This window comes from Neobacillus sp. NPDC058068 (assembly GCF_042885335.1).
Taxonomy (GTDB): Bacteria; Bacillota; Bacilli; order Bacillales; family Cytobacillaceae; genus Neobacillus.
Genome location: NZ_JBHVSI010000003.1, coordinates 181,621 through 199,750, shown reverse-complemented (window position 1 = coordinate 199,750; position 18,130 = coordinate 181,621). Strand labels below are relative to the sequence as shown.

Annotated in this window: 9 protein-coding genes; 1 reads left to right on the top strand and 8 read right to left on the bottom strand. The window is 41.9% G+C overall.

All coding sequences use genetic code 11. From position 1 onward, the window contains the following. Positions 1 to 24 precede the first annotated feature (24 nt). A complete protein-coding gene (locus tag ACFVSW_RS05180; protein WP_387313058.1) occupies positions 25 to 5,232 on the bottom strand; it encodes an Ig-like domain-containing protein in 5,208 nt (1,735 codons plus the stop codon). A 449-nt stretch (positions 5,233 to 5,681) separates the two neighbouring features. Between ACFVSW_RS05180 and ACFVSW_RS05175 the strand changes: the two genes are divergently transcribed. Continuing rightward, positions 5,682 to 8,792 carry a glycoside hydrolase family 84 protein gene (locus ACFVSW_RS05175; protein WP_387313056.1) on the top strand — a complete coding sequence of 1,037 codons (3,111 nt, stop codon included), beginning with the start codon at positions 5,682 to 5,684 and terminating at the stop codon, positions 8,790 to 8,792. A gap of 64 nt (positions 8,793 to 8,856) precedes the next feature. Here ACFVSW_RS05175 and xylF read toward each other — a convergent pair whose 3' ends face one another. From xylF to ACFVSW_RS05140, 7 genes are all read right to left on the bottom strand, one after another. Further along, complete coding sequence (gene xylF, locus ACFVSW_RS05170) at positions 8,857 to 9,927, bottom strand: D-xylose ABC transporter substrate-binding protein (protein ID WP_387313054.1); 1,071 nt, start codon at positions 9,925 to 9,927, stop codon at positions 8,857 to 8,859. A gap of 35 nt (positions 9,928 to 9,962) precedes the next feature. Next, a complete protein-coding gene (locus tag ACFVSW_RS05165; protein WP_387313051.1) occupies positions 9,963 to 11,501 on the bottom strand; it encodes a response regulator in 1,539 nt (512 codons plus the stop codon). Beyond that, positions 11,479 to 12,939, bottom strand: a complete 1,461-nt coding sequence (locus ACFVSW_RS05160; RefSeq protein WP_387313049.1) for a sensor histidine kinase — start codon at positions 12,937 to 12,939, stop codon at positions 11,479 to 11,481. The genes ACFVSW_RS05165 and ACFVSW_RS05160 overlap by 23 nt, the downstream gene beginning before the upstream one ends. Further along, a complete protein-coding gene (locus ACFVSW_RS05155; RefSeq protein ID WP_387313046.1) occupies positions 12,936 to 13,913 on the bottom strand; it encodes a sugar ABC transporter substrate-binding protein in 978 nt (325 codons plus the stop codon). The genes ACFVSW_RS05160 and ACFVSW_RS05155 overlap by 4 nt, the downstream gene beginning before the upstream one ends. Positions 13,914 to 14,058: 145 nt before the next feature. Beyond that, positions 14,059 to 15,231: a sugar ABC transporter permease gene (locus ACFVSW_RS05150; protein WP_387313044.1), complete on the bottom strand. Its 1,173-nt coding sequence runs from the start codon at positions 15,229 to 15,231 to the stop codon at positions 14,059 to 14,061. Positions 15,232 to 15,251: 20 nt separating this feature from the next. Beyond that, positions 15,252 to 16,772 (bottom strand): ATP-binding cassette domain-containing protein, encoded by a 1,521-nt coding sequence (locus ACFVSW_RS05145; protein WP_387313041.1) that lies wholly within the window; start codon positions 16,770 to 16,772, stop codon positions 15,252 to 15,254. Positions 16,773 to 16,862: 90 nt separating this feature from the next. Then, positions 16,863 to 17,975 (bottom strand): sugar ABC transporter substrate-binding protein, encoded by a 1,113-nt coding sequence (locus tag ACFVSW_RS05140; protein WP_387313038.1) that lies wholly within the window; start codon positions 17,973 to 17,975, stop codon positions 16,863 to 16,865. Between the last annotated feature and the right edge of the window lie 155 nt (positions 17,976 to 18,130).

Genomic DNA, 18,130 nt, shown 5'->3' with positions numbered 1-18,130 from the left:
AAGCGCAAGAACCGTCCCCTTGCTTCACGGCATTGTAAAATGAATGTTATAAACACTCACCTTCTTGTCATCCTCCGATTTTACGATTACCTTAGCGGTCGACGGAGCTGTAACAGATGGCACGACAGTAATGCTTGTGTGATCTGAGGCCTTTGCCTTGATTTTCGGGAGATCTTTAAGATCCTTAACCTCAACGTTTAATTCATAGTTTTCTCCTTTTTTAACAAAGTCACCGAGAACACTTTTACTTCCTAACTTAATGTCAGTAACCTTTGGCTCGGTACTTGCTTTTGGCCACTTAGAGAACACCTTAATCTCAGTAATAGCTAAACTCTTGCCAGATTGTGCGGTCATATCAACTCTTATAGCTGAGGTTTTCACTTTATCAAAGGTATATATATTAGCTTTACCCAAAACTGGAGAAGTTGGATCACTCTTTAGGTTGGTCACGTCCTTCCAGCTATCACCGGATTTATACTGGATTCTAAAGCTTCCCGGATACGATGTACCATGATCGGCAAACCAGTGGATCTCCATGTTATCGACATCATATTCCTTAGGTTCGTAGTCTCCAAAAGTAATAGAAACCCAATCTCCTGAACGCGGCAAGCTTTGCCAATTCGTCCAACGATTGTGCGGCTCCGAATCGTATGAGATGACATCATCATTAATCGCCTCAATTCTGTCACTCGATCCTGGTCCATTGTTAGTGAAAGAAGCCTCGGCTTTCGGATATTCATAGCCATTTTTCGCCCGGCTGATATTCTGTTCACCGCCCACCGCATCTGTGACCCTAATATGGGCAGTTGCTTTAAGCTTAATACCCTTTATAGTACCTTTAACCACAAACTCGCCTACATTTTCGAGTTCAGCTGCTGGAATATCCCCCCACTTCACATCCGCTTGTTCTTCGGTACCGTTACTGTAGAATACCGTTATTTTTTGCGGCAGCTCGGGCATCTGCTTTGGAAATACTGCCATAGTGACATCCTCAATTGCAATGGCCCCCTTCACAATCACCTTAGCCTGCGCTTTGATTTTTGTCCCTTCCACACTGCCCAAAACCGTAAACTCGCCTAGTTTTTGATAAAGAGACGGATTGACTTTTTCCCACTTCACCTTGACATTGCCCGGAATCCCTCTGTTATAATGGGCCACCACTGTTGCAGGAAGAGCCGGCGCTTCCCCTTTTCCAACCGTTAAAGTGACAGGTTCTAAGCGCTCAATGGTTTTCGGAGTTGGATTTTTCGCTATTTTAAAAGTAATTTCCGGTGTCGTAACTGTCACACCTTTGTAATTGACTGTCGCTTTTACCTTGACCTGGCCTTCAGCTAGTGCATACAGCTTGCTACCCTCAATTTTAATAATGTTTTTGTCAAATTCATAGGTCGACTGGATGCCGGTCAATTCAACAACTTCCTTGCTTTCGAGCAGCCCCTTTATCTTTAGGTCGATGATATCGTCCTCGACAATATTCACCTTGTCCGCGGATAGTTCTGCCGATAACAGCTTCGGCTCTTCAGTTGAGACAGCAATGCTGTATTCAGAACTGACTTTCCCATCCTCTGAGGTAACAAATAGTTTAGCTGTTCCTGGATAAGCGTATGCCGGCAAGATTGTAACCGCAGCATGGTTCGCAGCCTCAGCCTCTATTTTTGGAAGTGCACTGCCATACGGCAGCACCAGTTCATACTGCTTTTTAGCCGCATCAAAATCCGCCAACGCTTTCCCATTAATAGTAATGCTGCTTAGTTCAGCTGTTGAATTCATCACGATCTGGTCTGCATAAATCTCTGCCTCTGTCAGGGCCAAGTATTTCCCTTTTTCAGATGGTGTCAAATGAAACTTTAGTTTGTCAGTCGGCACAGCCTCAAACCTGATTTCATTTTTCTGAAGGACATATGGCGATGGCTGTGTTAGGCTTTCTACTTCCTTCCACGCTGTTCCGTTCCAATATTGGACCGTTACCTTGTCAGGAACAACGGTTCCACTGTCTGTAAAAACAAACAAATCTAGATTATTGATCACATGTTCCTTACCGAAATCGACGGTAATCGAATCACCGCTGTCGCGCGGAGTTCTTGTCCAATTTGTCCAGCGGTTGACAGGATTATTGTTATAACTCTTAATTCCATCGTTTAAATGACTCAAATCGTCAGCCGGATTGGTAAAGCTTGCTTCGAGCTGCGGATAGGACGAGCCCTGAGCCGGTAGCATAATATTAACTGACCTACTTTCATTTGTTACCCTGACATTTGCTTTTGCCTTGAGGTCTGTTTCCACAACACTACCCTCCACGACAAAACTGCCTTCTTTAGCGAGTTTGTCTTCGGAAATATCTGCCCACGTCACGTTTACAGCCTTTGTCGTCTCATCACTGTAGAGAAGAGTTACTTTTTCAGGGAGCACCGGACGAACTCCAACCTTTGTTGCCGTTGAATAAGGCTTCACCGCGGCAACACCTTTGACGGTCACAATTGCCTTTGCCTTGATTGCGGTCCCCTCCACACTGCCCGCGACGGTAAATTTACCGACAGAGCTATATAGCGTCGGATCGATCGCATCCCATGTCACATTTTTCGTATCAACGGCTCCATCACTGTAATATATTTTAACCGCTGAAGGCAGCTTTGGCGCCTCATTGACATCGACAGTAACATTTACTGCGTCCGTACCGACGACTGCTCTACTGTCGCGGTCAGCTGGCGCTATCGTAAATAGACTCGTAGAATCATTAGTAAGTCCCGCAGCGGAAGCGTTTATAGTGATTTCTCCCGACAGCTTACTAGATTGAATGATTGCTAACGCTTTTCCGCTAAAAGCCTTGCGCTTGGTATCCTTGTATCGTTCAACACTTGCCGCATTCCCATTGTCAACGCCGGCCAATTCCCCTTGGCCTGATACGTTAAACTTAATCAGATGCTCGGCATTCGGTACAACATTCCCTTTACTGTCAACGATTTCTGCCGTAATAAACGATAAATCGGACCCGTCTGCAGTGATCACTTTTTTATCTGCTGTTAATCTAACAGCTGCCGGCTCATTGGCGGTAACCACTAGATCGCGGGCAATTTCCTTGCCGTTTTCGTCCTTGGCCACTGCTTCTAACTTGCCTGCTTTAAATGGTACTGCCCACTCAAGATATGTTTTTCCATCCTTCGTTTCTTTATATGAAGCACCCCAAGAAGTTATTTTATTTTCATAACTACGCTCTCCTAATGATTCTCCATTTAGAAAAAGCTCAACCTTATTGGCGTTTGTATATGCTAGTACACGGACTGTTTCTCCCTCATTCCAGTTCCAATGTGGCAGCAGGTGCACCATTGGTTCATTTTTCCACTGGCTCTGGTAATAGTAAAAGATATCCTTCGGAAAACCTGCCGTATCGACAGCGCCAAAATAAGAACTTTTTGCTGGATAGGAATTGTAGTAAGGAGTAGGCTCACCAATATAATCAAAGCCGGTCCAAATAAATTGCCCTGCGATATGCTTTAAGTCGCGGTCGTATTTCCAGGCATCCTCAGCCGTTCTGCCCCAGCTGACATAATCATTATCGTAAGAGGATTGCTGCAAATCAGCATACTTGGTGCTCTGATTATACGTATACGGATGTGTATAAACGCCGCGCGAACGAGTTGCCGAAGACGTTTCCGAGCCATACAGCTTCCAAGTTGGATTCTGCTGATGGTACCCGGCATAATTGTTCTCGCTGTAATTCAGTCCGACAATATCAACTATATTAAAAATTTCCTTTATATAGCTATTGATTGGTGTGACATTCACCTTATCTCCCCGGGTTTTATCCTCGCCGATCGTTGTCGGCCGAGTGGTATCGATTTCTTTGACCCAGCGGACTAAATTTCGCGCTGTTTCTACACCGGCAGCATTTGTCGTGTCATAGATTTCGTTTCCAATTGACCACATGATAATCGCTGGCTCGTTCTTGCCGCGATCGACCATTTCTTTAATGTCATGTTCGGCCCATGTCGTGAAAAATCGTCCATAGTCATAGGTCTTCTTCGACTGGCTCCAGCTATCAAAGGCTTCTTCCACGATGAATAGACCTAAGTTATTGGCAGCCTCAAGCAGCTCAGCCGATGCCGGATTGTGGGTGACTCGGATTGCGTTGACACCCATATCTTTCATAATCTGCATTTGTCTTTCGACGGCACGCGCATTCGTCGCCGCACCCAAAGCCCCTAAATCATGATGCATTGAAACGCCATGGAGCTTCATATACTTCCCATTTAGCGAGAATCCTTCATTTTCATCAAATTTGAAGTACCTGGCACCAAAGCGCGTTTCATATGTATCCACGGTTTGACCGCCAACAATAACTTCAGTAACAAGCTTGTATCTGTAGGGATTGTCGATGCTCCATAGCTTCGGTTGATTGATGATTGTGTTATCTTCAAAATTAACTGCTGCACCAACTGCAGCGGTTTTCCCCTCAGATTCCACCGTTGTTACAGCTTTCCCGTCTGCATCATAAATCGTCGATTTCACCTTCACGTTCGCAGCTGCACCCGACTCATTGCTGACCTTCGTCTTGATGTTTACATCGGCTCTGCCTTCCGCAGATGCTTTTTCCAAATTTGGTGTCGTGACAAACGTTCCGTATCTTGCAACATGGACCGGACTTGTCACGGTTAAATAAACATTTCGATAAATCCCGCTTCCTGAATACCAGCGGCTGCTCGGCTGGGTGTTATTTACCTTAACAACAAGGACATTCTCTTTACCGTCCGTATAGAGTTTATCGCTAATATCATAGGAAAAGGCATTATAACCAAACGGATAGGTCCCCAAAACTTCCCCGTTTAAATACGTAGTGCTGTTCATATAAACCCCATCAAAATCGATGGAAATCCGCTTCCCCTTCATCGACTCCGGGACGGTAAACGTTTTTCGGTACCAGCCGATCCCGCCATCCAAATAACCGCCCTCATGTGTCGCGAGTGAATTTTTATTAAAATCTAACTCAATACTCCAGTCATGCGGCAGATTCAATTGCCGCCAGGAAGTATCGTCAAAGGTAGGATTCTGAGCTCCTGCAATAGTACCGTTGGTTTCCCGTTGAAAACGCCAACCCTCATTAAAGTTAATCCTTCGTTCCCCATCATCCTCCACGGTGGGATTTGCTTTCTTCAGTTCTTGTCCATATGAAGGAATGTTAAAGTTAGATAGAATCAGTGTCGCAATTAACACAATACGACCGATTGTTTTTTTCATTTGCACACTTCCTTTCTCTTATTAGTAAAATTTTTAACTGTGATTTTAGTAAAACGGCAAATCCCTTTCCACCCCTTTCCGTAAATTGGAAACAACTTCACTATTACATTATCATGAATTTTCAAAAAACTTCACCGACTTTATCATCATTTTTCGGAAGCGCGAGAACCGTCCCCTTGCTTCTTTATAGTAAAATTTTACTAAAAACTAAAAATCATATTGACTTCCGAAATGTAAGCGGTTTAGAATCAGGGTGTATATAATTGGTTTCATGTGACTAGATGATACTAGGCATGGAAAACAGAACGGGAGTATTCTCGGTTGTTTTCCGTGCCTTTTTTATTTTTCAAAAACCAATTATAGAAAATCCAAACGAGGATGTGAGGTGAACAGGATATTTTCGCGCGGAAGGTTTTATTTAAATTTTTTTAAGAAAGAAGGGAATGAAATTGACAAAAAAGGTTTGGCTCAATCTGGCGATTATCTTTACCATGATCGTTAGTACAGGTTTTGGACTTAAGGCGCACGCCGCTGCAGCAAAAGAAAATGCCCCAATCGAATATGAAATTTACCCTGTACCGCACCACGTAACCTATCATGAGGGTTCGCTTACATTCGATAAAGCGATTCAAGTTATCTACGACGACACCATTGATTCCGTAACGAGAAAAAAAGTAGAAAATAGCTTCAAACAAAATGGCTATCCGGTCCCAGCCATTGGGTCGCAGCCAGCTAATGATAAGATTAACCTATTAGTAGGCACGAAAGGCTCTAATGGACCTGTTGATAAGTATGCATCAGCTAGTGGTGACGACATGGACTTTACGAAAATTGATGCATACCAGTTAGAAATCAAAAACAACACGATTACTATTTTAGGAAAAGATACCGATGCGAGCTTCTATGGGGTGGTAACATTAAATGCTATTCTGGCCCAAGCTCCAGGTAAAGAAGTACGAAATTTAACCATTAAAGACTATGCCAATACAAAAATCAGAGGATTTATTGAAGGATATTACGGCATTCCTTGGAGTAATGAGGATCGCATGTCGCTTATGCGGTTTGGCGGTCAATTTAAAGCGACATCCTATGTATTTGCCCCAAAGGATGACCCTTATCACAGAGAAAAATGGGCCGAGTTATATCCACACGAAAAATTAGCAGAAATTAAAGAAATGGCTCAAGTAGGGAATGAGAATAAAACTCGTTTCGTTTGGACGATTTCCCCTTTGGCAGAAGTAGCGGCGATCTCGCAAACAGGCGGCAATCCAATGCTGAAGCTTCAAGAAAATACTGATAAGATGTTGGCAAAATTCGACCAATTATACGACGTCGGAGTCCGGCAATTTGGTGTTTTAGGTGATGATGTCGGCAGCCTGCCGCGTGATTATGTGGTCGCCTTGATGCATTCCGTTTCCGAATGGGCAAAAGCAAAAGGCGATGTCTACGATATCTTGTACTGTCCGGCAAGCTACAATTCAAGCTGGGCTTGGAATCCTAACGAGTTGAATGCCTATGAACAGGGATTCGATAAAAATATTCAAATTTTCTGGACGGGGTCGACTACCTGTGCACCGATTGACCAGTCTACCATTGATACATTTAAGACCAGAAGTAATGGCGGAGTGGAAAGAAGGAATCCGTTATTCTGGTTAAACTGGCCGGTGAATGATGTCGATATGTCGCGCGTATTCTTAGGAAAAGGTGAAATGCTGCAGCCAGGAATTAAAAATCTTGCCGGTGCCGTGACAAACCCAATGCAGGAAGCAGAAGCTTCAAAGGTGGCTATTTTTGCTGTTGCCGATTATACATGGAACACAGAGACCTTTAACGCGCAAAAAAGTTGGGAAGATGGCTTTAAGTATATCGAGCCAAATGCAACCGAAGAGCTTCATATATTAGCAAAACATATGTCCGATGCCAATCCAAACGGTCTTACACTTTCAGAGAGTGAAGATATTAAGAGTTTGTTAGATTCAATCACGTCTAAAGTAAATAACAGCAGCTCGTTAAAGGATTCTGCACCAGAAGCGGTAGCCGAACTGCAAAAAATTGCCGATGCCTCAAATGGATTTTTAGCAAAAACAAAAAATGAAAAGTTAAAGGCCGAGTTAGCGCCGTTTGTAAAAGCATTGCGGGATATGGTCCTGGCTGATATTGAGTTCATCAAAACAGACCTGGCGATTGAAGCGGGGAATAAAGCAGATACGTGGGAACATTTTTCAAAAGCCAGCACTTTACGTCAGCAAAGCTTAGACTATGATCGACCACTATTAAGTGGAACAATGAAAACAACACCTGCTAAAAAAAGACTGCAGCCATTTACGAATAATTTGGAGAGTAAAATCTCACCTAAGGTGGCAAAGTTGTTAGATCTTCAGAAGGCAGAAACAAAAGCAAGTATTTTTACGAATGTCGATGCTTATAAAACGTTATCAGTAACAGAAAGCAAAACAACGACTTCCATAAATGCTGCAGGTACGATTAAGCTCAATAAAGATGAATATCTTGGCGTAAAATTAAGCAGAGTTAAAGATGTAACGGACATTGAAGCACCTTCTGTGAAAGGATTAACGGTAGAAACATCTTTAAACGGCATCGTGTGGGATAAAGTAAAAAGTAATAAAGCTCCAGCTGATGCCAGATATGTGAGGCTGCTGAATAAACAAGCCAAGCCAGTTGAATTTACTTTAGATAGTTTAAACGTAACCTCATTTGAAATTGAACCTAAATCCGTAAAAGAAACCAATTACACGAGTATGGAAAATCCGCTGGCACTGTTTGATGGTGATCTAACAACACCAGCATGGTTTAAGAATAGTCAGTTAAATGGAAAGTATATTACCTATGATTTAGGTCAAGAAATCACCCTAAAAAGTTTAAAAGCGGTTATTACGGAAGCAGAACATGATTTTCCAAGACATGCCGTTCTCGAGGCTTCTTTAGATGGAAGCGAATGGACGACCGTGATGACTTTTGGGAACCAAGATGGTCCTAATGAGGGCGAAGCAGCAAATGAAGACCGGAGCGATGCGATTTTTGATATACATGAAGCTCCATATCGGTCAAAAGAAGTCCGTGATTTAGATCAAAAAGCTAAGTATTTGCGATTTAAGGTAACGAGAACGAAAGTCGGCTCAGATAAGTGGATTCGTCTGCAAGAATTGGTGATAAACGATGGCGTATTCTACCCTGAAAACAATGATCCGACAATCACAACCAATGCGGCAACTAAAATAGGGTTTGCAAAGGATAATCTGATTGATGGCAAACTGAATACGAAATTCCAGCCGGCAGGAACAAAAGCTGGAGAAATACTCTATCATATCGGAGAAGCCGGAACGAGCGTAACGGGAATCACCATTCTAGAAGATCAAAACAGCTTATCAGGAAGTAAGATTTCCGTAAGAACAACAAAAGGCTGGAAAAAACTCGGAACAATTGAATCAGGTTATCAATTCTTTGATACAAAACAAGTCCCAGAAATACTAGACCTAAAAATAGAATGGCCGAAAGGAAAAACCCCAACGATTTACGAAATAAAAATTGACAAGAAATAAGGAAGGAAGCAAAGGGGCGGTTCTTATGCTTCAAAGAACCGTCCCCTTGTTTCTACCCTTGCTTCTATTGATAAACTTCTTCCCTTGAATGGAAGCCATCCTTAATAATTGTTTCATCGATGTTGAGTTTGTCAACTGCGATTGGCGTGAGCAGGACAGAAGGGACTTCTATTTTTCCATTGTTGACTTTCCTGTCCGTTTCTATTTTTTCACCTTTCGCTACCTTGACGGCAAGTTCAGCTGCTGTTTTTGCCAGTGTCCTGATTGGCTTGTATACAGTCATAATCTGAGTACCTTCGACAATCCGCTTTGCAGCAGCCAGCTCTGCATCTTGACCGGCAATTGGGATTTTTCCTTTGAGCCCCTGTAATTCAAGTGCTTTAATGGCACCGCCAGCTGTTGCGTCATTTGCAGCGATGACTGCGTCGACTTGATTATGATTTGCTCCTAGAGCAGCCGCCATGTTCGAGTAGGCATTAGCAGGAGTCCAGTTTTCAGTCCATTGGTCGAATACGACTGTAATGTCACCGCTTTCAATGGACGGTTTCAGTATGTTAAAAACTCCCTTTTTGAATAAATGAGCATTATTATCTGTTTCCGCTCCCCCGATGTATACATATTTACCTTTTGGCACCAACATTGTCATTGCCTCCGCTTGCAATTCTCCTACCCTTTCATTGTCGAAGGATATATATAAATCAATATCTGCATTTTTGATTAGCCGGTCATATGAAATGACCTTAATACCGGCTGTATGTGCTTTATTCACAATGGAAGCAGTCGATTCGGCATTGAAAGGAACGACTACAAGGACGTCAACACCTTTACTGATTAACTCCTCGGCTTGAACAATTTGTAATGTGTCGTCTCCGTCGGCTTCCTTAATCTTCACTTTTGCACCTAGCTTTTCTGCTTCCTCTTTGAAAAGATCTCTGTCCTTTAGCCAACGCTCTTCCTTTAATGTATCCATTGAGAAACCTATTGTAATCTGATCTTTAGCAGGGGTTTCGCTTTTTGGCACTTTCATAGGAGCTTTAGATTCAGGGTTTATATCGCCGCCAACGCAGCCCGTGACAAAAAAAACGAAAGCCAGTGTGAGTACGATCAGCCTTGTTCGAATGTAAACCCGTCCCATCTCTTTCTCTCCTTTTCAATCAAGCCTAGATGCTTTCATCTTTTTCCGAGGAGTGTACTCCGATACTCCTTTGGAGAAACGGCACACATTTTCTTGAACACTTTGCTGAAATAATTAGGGTCGTGATAACCTACCTCAAAGGTAATTTCTTTTATACTTTTCTCAGGATCAGCCAATAGTTTTTTAGCTTTCTCAATTCGGCATTCAGTCAGTAAGTCAATATAATTGACTCCCAGCTTCTCCTTGAAAATTTTACTTATATACATCGGACTCAAGCCGACCTTCCTCCCCAGCGCATCCAAAGAAATATCCTCATTGGAGTGTTCAAAGATATATTGTTTAATTTGATGGATTGTATCTGCTCCGAGCCTATCAAAGTGATTCACGTACGACTTCATCATGCGGTCTAGCATTTGTATCGTTTCCGTACGAAGCTGGCGGTAATCAATAGTTTGATAGGAGAATAGCGGTGTAACTGTCTCTACACCCATTTCACTCATGACCCTTGTAATTATCCAGAGTACTTCGAGCACCCGCTGCTGCGTTAGTAACAAATTAGCACCTTCGCTTTCGTAGCATTGAATTATCTTCAAAACATCCTTACGAATTGGCTCCCACTGCCCGAGACGAATTTGATCAGAAAACTCTTTTTTGTGATGGAGAACTTGAAGACCATTGCTCAAATCACTGAGAACAGGTACCTCGGAATAAAAACGGAACTTCAGCGGAAGTGACGAGTCAATAGTAGCGATAAGTGATTCCTGGTAGGATTGACGAATCTGGTCCAGTGAACCGCAGGTATTCCCTATTCCGACAAACCAGCCAGTAAGAAGGCCGTTTTTTGCTACGGAAAGTATTTCACGAGCAAGAGTAGCGGCTTCCGACCTGAACGATTTTTCCGGCTGCCGGAACACAATGATGGGAAGTTGGTTTCCGTACAACGCGCCGACCCAGCCGCTCCTCGTCTTTCTTACTTTTTCTTTAATGGCAGAATATAAGTTTTCTGAACCTGCTGGTAACAGAACAATCATGACAAACATCTCATTCGTGGATGGATTGTCCAACATTTCTACAAGCATGCTTACATGAACTTCATGTACATGATCAAACAGCAGCTGGGTAACCACATCGGTTTCAACAAGTGTTAATGTCTTTTGAAGCGCTTCCTTTTCAATCCTGCTTTTCAGATGTGATTTTCGCTCTTCCTCAACCTGCTTTAATACCTTACCAATTGTCGCTTTAATGTCGCTGGCTTTACTCGGTTTAAGCAAATAGTCCTTAACACCCAACTTAATCGCCTGACGCATATAATCAAACGTATCATAGGCAGTGACCATGATAAACTTAATATTTGGATGCTCTGCCGATATGAGTTCAACCGCTTCTAGCCCGTTCATCCCTGGCATTTTAATATCCATTAAGATGACATCCGGTGTGAATTCCGCTACCAATTGCACTGCGATATCTCCGCTTTTCGCCTGTTCGATGGCGAGTTCCGGGTAAGCTTTTTCTAAAATGGCTTGCACCCCTTCACGCTCTATCTGTTCGTCATCAACAATCAGGAGCTTTAGCATGATTTTTCACTCTTTCCTTTGGAATGTTTATGATTACTTTCGTCCCATGGCCTTTTTTACTTATGATATTGATTACGTCCACATAGTCGTAGAAGAAACGCAGACGCTTTACAACGTTACTAAATCCAATCCCTGTAGAATGACCTTCTGTTTGAACGAATTTCTCCTTTAGGATTTGGTTAATTGTATCCACTGCCATCCCCACGCCATTATCTTCAATTTCAATCGTGATCTGTTCATTTCCATCGATAATCCGAATCCATATGACTCCGCCATCCGGTTGGGGTTCAATTGCATGGATTACTGCATTCTCGATGATTGGCTGTAAGGTTAAGGCCGGAATCTTAACGTGCAAGCAGGATTCATCTATTTCCATAAAAAATAGTAAACGATCTGTAAACCTTGCCTTTTGGATATCCATATACTGCCTTAACACTTCGACTTCCTCAAACAGCGTGACAGATCGGTCAATTCGCTTTAAATTGTAGCGTAATAATCCAGCGACGTTCACGAGAAGATCGCTCGTTTCTTCAGAGCCTTCCAGATAGGCCTTCTTTGAAAGGGTATTGAGGGTGTTAAATAAAAAGTGTGGATTGATCTGACTTTGCAGGCTCTGAAACTGGCTTTCCTGCAACAGAAGCTTATTCTGCTGCAGTTCACGCTCAAGTTGAGCCTTTTGCTTTATTTCTGATATTAAATTGTTGATATTGATCCGCATTCGATCAAAGGTCCTCGCGAGAAAGGCAATTTCATCATTGGTTTCTACGTTAATTTTCAAATCAAACCTGCCATTTGACAATTCATTTGCCGCTTGTGTCAATTTATAGACCGGTTTCGAAATGCTCAATGAGATCCTATACGTAACTAACAGAAGCAGAAAGGTAATCAGCAGTAATAGCCATATCCCCAGTTTCATTACTTCTCCCGATTGTTCGATGATGCCGCGATAGAAGCGGTCATACGATTTCAGATCTGTGTCGATTAGGGTGAGCGACATCTCAGAAATGTAACTAGAGATACGCATCGCCTCTCCGAATTCTTTCACTGAAGCTTCGGTATCTTTCTCCGAATAAAACAACAGTAAACGGTTCGATGTTTCTATAAGACTATCAATCAAATTAAGATAATTAGTTAATGTGAAATTATTCTCTGCATTTCTTAGCGCGTATACTCCCCGTTTCGCTGATTGAATTTCCTCCTTACTTTGATTAAGCCTATCTAGATTCTTAGCGGACGGCATCAGCATGTAGTTGTTAAGATCTGTTATCACATGCTGACTTGCACTTGTGACTTCATTTATACTTAAATACCGTTGAAGAATTTTATTATACTGCTTTTGGGTTTTATGGTTATATAATGTCAGCCCTATCCAAATAACGGACATAATGACCAAAACAACTGTGGTGAGTATTAATATTTTCTTTTGAATACTGATCATAGGGCGTCTTCTGCTTTCACAATTTTAATATCAGTAAAATAACCGTCAATATTAAGAGGTACCGTGTCACCGTTTAACCATTCTACAATAAGCTCTACACTAATCTCACCCATCTTCTCAGGGGACTGTTCAATCATCGCGTCCAGCCTCCCCTGCTTAAGCAGTGTTAATGATTCAGGACCATCGTCAAATGTATAAAGGTGATAGTGTTCCGCCTGATAGCGCTTTCTAATTTCTTGAGCCATTGCCCCAGCGGCATTCGCATTGACGACTATAAAGGCATTTACATTAGGTGTTCGGTTAAGCACGTCGCGGGTAGCGGCCATAATTTGCTCTCTAGTATCAGTCGTTTCCGCATTGATGATCTTAACGTTTGGGTAATCCTTCAGAACGGTTTGAATTCCACGGAGCCTCTCTGTTTGATAATATACCTGATGGCTGTCGTACATGAGGACGGCGGTACCTTCTGAACCCACGTCTGTAAGCAATTGCTGCGCAATCATTTTTCCGGCCAGATATTGATCAGAACCAACGTACGTTCTTCTAAGACTTTCCTTCATTGGAACATCGTTCGCAACTGTAATGATAGGAATTCCATAAAACGAAGCTTTGATTCTCGTTAATTCTTTAAACTCGGCAGTATCGAGACCTTGGATAATAATACCATCGACCTTGGAGTGGATCGCAATTTCTATTTTCTTCAAGAAATCTTCTTGGTTGTTTCCATAGATTCCCCAAACTTCAAGGCTGATTCCATCTTTCTTAGCTTGCTTCCTGGCACCTTTACCGACATTATCCCAGAAGGGCGTTTCCATATCTTGTGTGATTAGAACAAGACGGTGTTGTTCCTGCTTGTGGTCGATTGCTTGAGGTAATTGCCAATCGGAGCGAAAAACTTTTTTTGCTGATATGAATGTTAAATAACAAAGGATGATGAAGATCAGAGATAATATGAGAATACTAGTTTTTCGCACGAAAAGTATCTCCTTTACAAAAGTAATCGACTAAATTCATCATATCATCTAACTACAATTCTTCAATATAATGGTATAAATTAAAAAAGAGGAACTTTTTGGGTCCCTCTATTGCTTCACTTAACGATAACTGTACACTATTAAACTATCTCTTTTTCCGTGTCATTACGTCAAAAATAACAGCTCCAGCCAATACTCCGCCGCGAATCATGTACTGATAGGAGATTCCGACTCCCAGTAAGTTCATTCCGTTCGTAAGGGCAGCCATAACAATCGCACCAATCACAGCCCCAGTTACCTTACCAACTCCACCGGCAGAAGATACACCACCGACGTATGCCGCGGCAATGGCATCAAGTTCAAATAATGTCCCTGCAGTTGTCGTCGCCGATTGCAAACGAGAGGTAAATAGAATACCTGAGAGCGCTGCAAGCATTCCCATTGAACCGAATACAATATAGGTGATTTTCTTCACATTCATACCGCTAAGATGCGCTGCTTCCGGGTTGCTTCCCACAGCATAGATATGTCTCCCAAGTACCGTCTTTGTTGTGAGGAAGTGATAGATCACAACAATCAATACCATGATGATGACCGTCCAGGAAAATCCGTTATAGCCTGCGAGAATCCAAGTAATATAAGCAATAATTGCTGAAACAAATACAACCTTCAGAGCAAAAATCTCTTTAGAAATAACTTCAAATCCATACTTAATCTTGTTTTTACGTGTTTGTATATCACTGTAGATATATAGTAAAATACCTAAAAATCCGACAATCAGCGAAAGCAAATGAAGACCGCTCACTTCGAGAAGTGAAGGTATATATCCGTTTCCGATCATATTAAAAGCTTTATCCTGGATAATAATGGTGCCTGTTTTTTCGGTGACTTGTAATAGGGCGCCTCGGAAGATCAGCATCCCTGCCAGGGTTGCGACAAAGGCGGGTATGCCAACTTGGGCAACTAGGAAGCCGGTGCACAGTCCGATAATAATTCCCAAAATAAGAATGATTGGAATCGTAATATACATTGGGACTCCTGCATGCATAAGGAGAATAGCGGCAATGGCGCCAAGGAATCCTGCTAAAAATCCGATGGATAAATCAATATGCCGAATGACAATAACAAGTGTCATTCCCACTGCCAGCACAGCAATGTAACCGGTTGAATCGAGTAGATTACTTAAATTACGGGAAGACATAAATAGTCCGTCCGTCATAAAGGAGAATGTAAGGAAAATAACTATTAAGGCAATATACATTCCGTATTCACGAATATTTTCACTGAGTAGAGTTTTTAATTCCTTGAATAAGTTCATTCGTTTAACCTCCTATTTCGTTATTGCGTAGCAAGCTGCATTATTTTTTCTTGATTCGCCTCTTCTACCTTCATTTCACCTTTAATTTCACCTTGAGCCATGACATACACGCGATCACTCATTCCGAGTACTTCGCCAAGCTCAGAAGAAATCATGACAATACTCATACCTTCTTCAATCAACTTATTCATCACTGTGTAAATTTCAAATTTTGCACCTACGTCGATTCCACGAGTTGGTTCATCCAATATTAGAAGCTTCGGACCAACAAATAACCATTTACCTAATGACACTTTCTGTTGATTGCCGCCGCTTAAATTCCCTGTCATCTGCTCCAATGACGAGGCCTTAATGGTAAGGGAATTTTTATAGTTTTCTGCTATTTTGATTTCTTCATTGTCGTTTATGACTCCCTTTCTTGAGATGCTCTTTAGATTGGCAGCCGAAATATTACTTTTAATATCTTGTATTAAAAACAGTCCATCGCCTTTTCGATCTTCCGTTACATAAGCGATTCCTGCTTTGATTGCATCACTAGTGTGTTTAAGCGTCGTTGATGTTCCATTCAATACAAAATCTCCGTGTAGCTTATAGGACTTGGCATTGCCGAAAATACTAAGTGCAAGTTCTGTTCTTCCTGAGCCCATCAAACCTGCAAGTCCGACGATTTCGCCTTTTTTAACATGAAGATTTACATCTTTAATGACTTGTCTGCCTAATTGGGGATCATAGCAGGACCAGTTAGATAATTCGAGAATTTTCGCGCCTGCTTTTTTCTTTTCTCTTTTTGGATAAATGTCATCGATTTCGCGCCCAACCATATTTTTAATGATAATGCTCTCCTGGATTTCTCCTTTTGCGGCATCCAACGTACAGATTGTTTGTCCATCCCTGAGCACAGTCGCCTTATCAGCAATGGAGATTACCTCTTTCAATTTGTGTGAAATCATGATGCAGGTGATTCCCTGTTTTTTCAGCTCACCTAATAACTCAAGAAGATTTTCGCTATCATCCTCATTGAGAGCGGCGGTTGGTTCATCCAAAATAAGGAGCTTTACGTCTTTACTTAACGCTTTGGCGATTTCGACAAGCTGCTGTTTTCCAACACCCAAATCTTTAATTAATGTATCAGGATTTACATCCAGCTTTACTTTTTCCAGCATTTTCTTCGCTTGAACGATAGTCTGGTTCCAGTCAATAATTCCCCCGCGCTTCACTTCGTTACCTGCAAAGATATTTTCGTAGACTGAGAGGTCAGGAAATAACGCCAGCTCCTGATAAATAATTCCGATGCCAGCCTTAACGCTATCACTAATTTTGTTAAACTGCTGCACAGCACCTTCAAAAACGATATCACCCTCATAGGTCCCATAAGGATGCACACCGCTAAGTACTTTCATCAGGGTCGACTTCCCCGCTCCGTTCTCGCCTATTAAGCAGTGAATCTCACCTTTTTCCACTTTAAAATTAACATTGCTAAGTGCCTTGACTCCGCTAAAATGCTTAGAAATTTGATTCATTTCCAAAATGTACTTACTCATCCTGCTCCCCCCTTACAAAACAACGGCTATAATTGCAAAATAGTGATAGAGAAACTATCACTATTTCGCAACCACCATTGCTTTAGCTCTTTACAATCCTTTAAAGTCGCTTGCTTTGTAGTAGTCTGAATCAATTAGTTCTTTCTTCACGTTTTCTTTATCAACAATAATTACATCCGTTTGTTTTGCATTTACTTTAATCTTACCGTTGTCATAAGTTCCAGTTGTTCCAGGTTTTTTTCCGTCTAGGATTGTAACAGCCATACCCATTGCATCCTTAACAAGCGTACGAACATCCTTGAAAACTGTCATGGATTGTTTGCTGTCAATTACGTATTGAATGGATGCTTTTTCAGCGTCTTGACCTGTTACCACATAGCTCTTAATATCCCCATCAGATGCGAATACATCAGCGATTGAACGTGCTGTTCCATCGTTTGGAGCTAATACAGCTACATCACCTTTTAAAGCCGCACTTGCAGCTGTTAAATGTGTTTGTGCTTTGTTTTTTGCATCGTTCGCATCCCAGTTTGTGGTAACTTGTCCTAAAATTTTACTTAATTCGTCACGTGAAAGCTCTTGCTTCTCTTTTAAACCTTCAGCTGCACTGGAGTTAGCCACTTTAAATGTTCCATCAGCGATTTTTGGCTGAAGAACGCTCCATGCTCCTTGGAAGAACAAGAACGCGTTATTGTCAGAAGCCGCGCCAGCATAAAGATATAATGGCATATCTTTACCTTTTACGTGGTCAATCAAGTATTGCCCTTGTGCTGCGCCTACTGCTACGCTGTCGAATGTAACGTAGTAATCAACAGCATCTGTATGTGTGATTAAACGGTCATATGAAATAACGGTGATTTTCTCTTTTTTCGCTGCTTCAACGGCAGCTGCAGCCGCATCTCCATCTTGCGGGCAGATAATGAGAACTTTAATGCCTTTGTTAATGAGTGTTTCAACGTTCTCTTTCTCCTTAGCGGAAGAACCTTGGCTGAATAAAATTTCTGTCGTATAATCTGAGCCTTTTAAAGCATCTTTAAATCGTTGTTCGTCCTGCACCCATCTTGGCTCATCTTTTGTCGGCAATACGATTCCTACATCAACTTTACCTGCTTTACCACCAGTTTTGCCGCTGCAAGCTGCTAGCATACCAGTGAAGAGCATGACTGCCATCATCAAAGAAAGCACTTTTACTAATTTTTTCATACTGGTTTCCCCCTGAACTTTATTTTATGACTACAGTTCAATTATATCTGGGTGGATATTCAATGTAAGCGGTAACAAAGGGTATTCTTTTATCATCATCTGCACTTTTTTATTGTTAGGGACAATGGGACTGTCCCCTATCGCAAAAAAAAAAC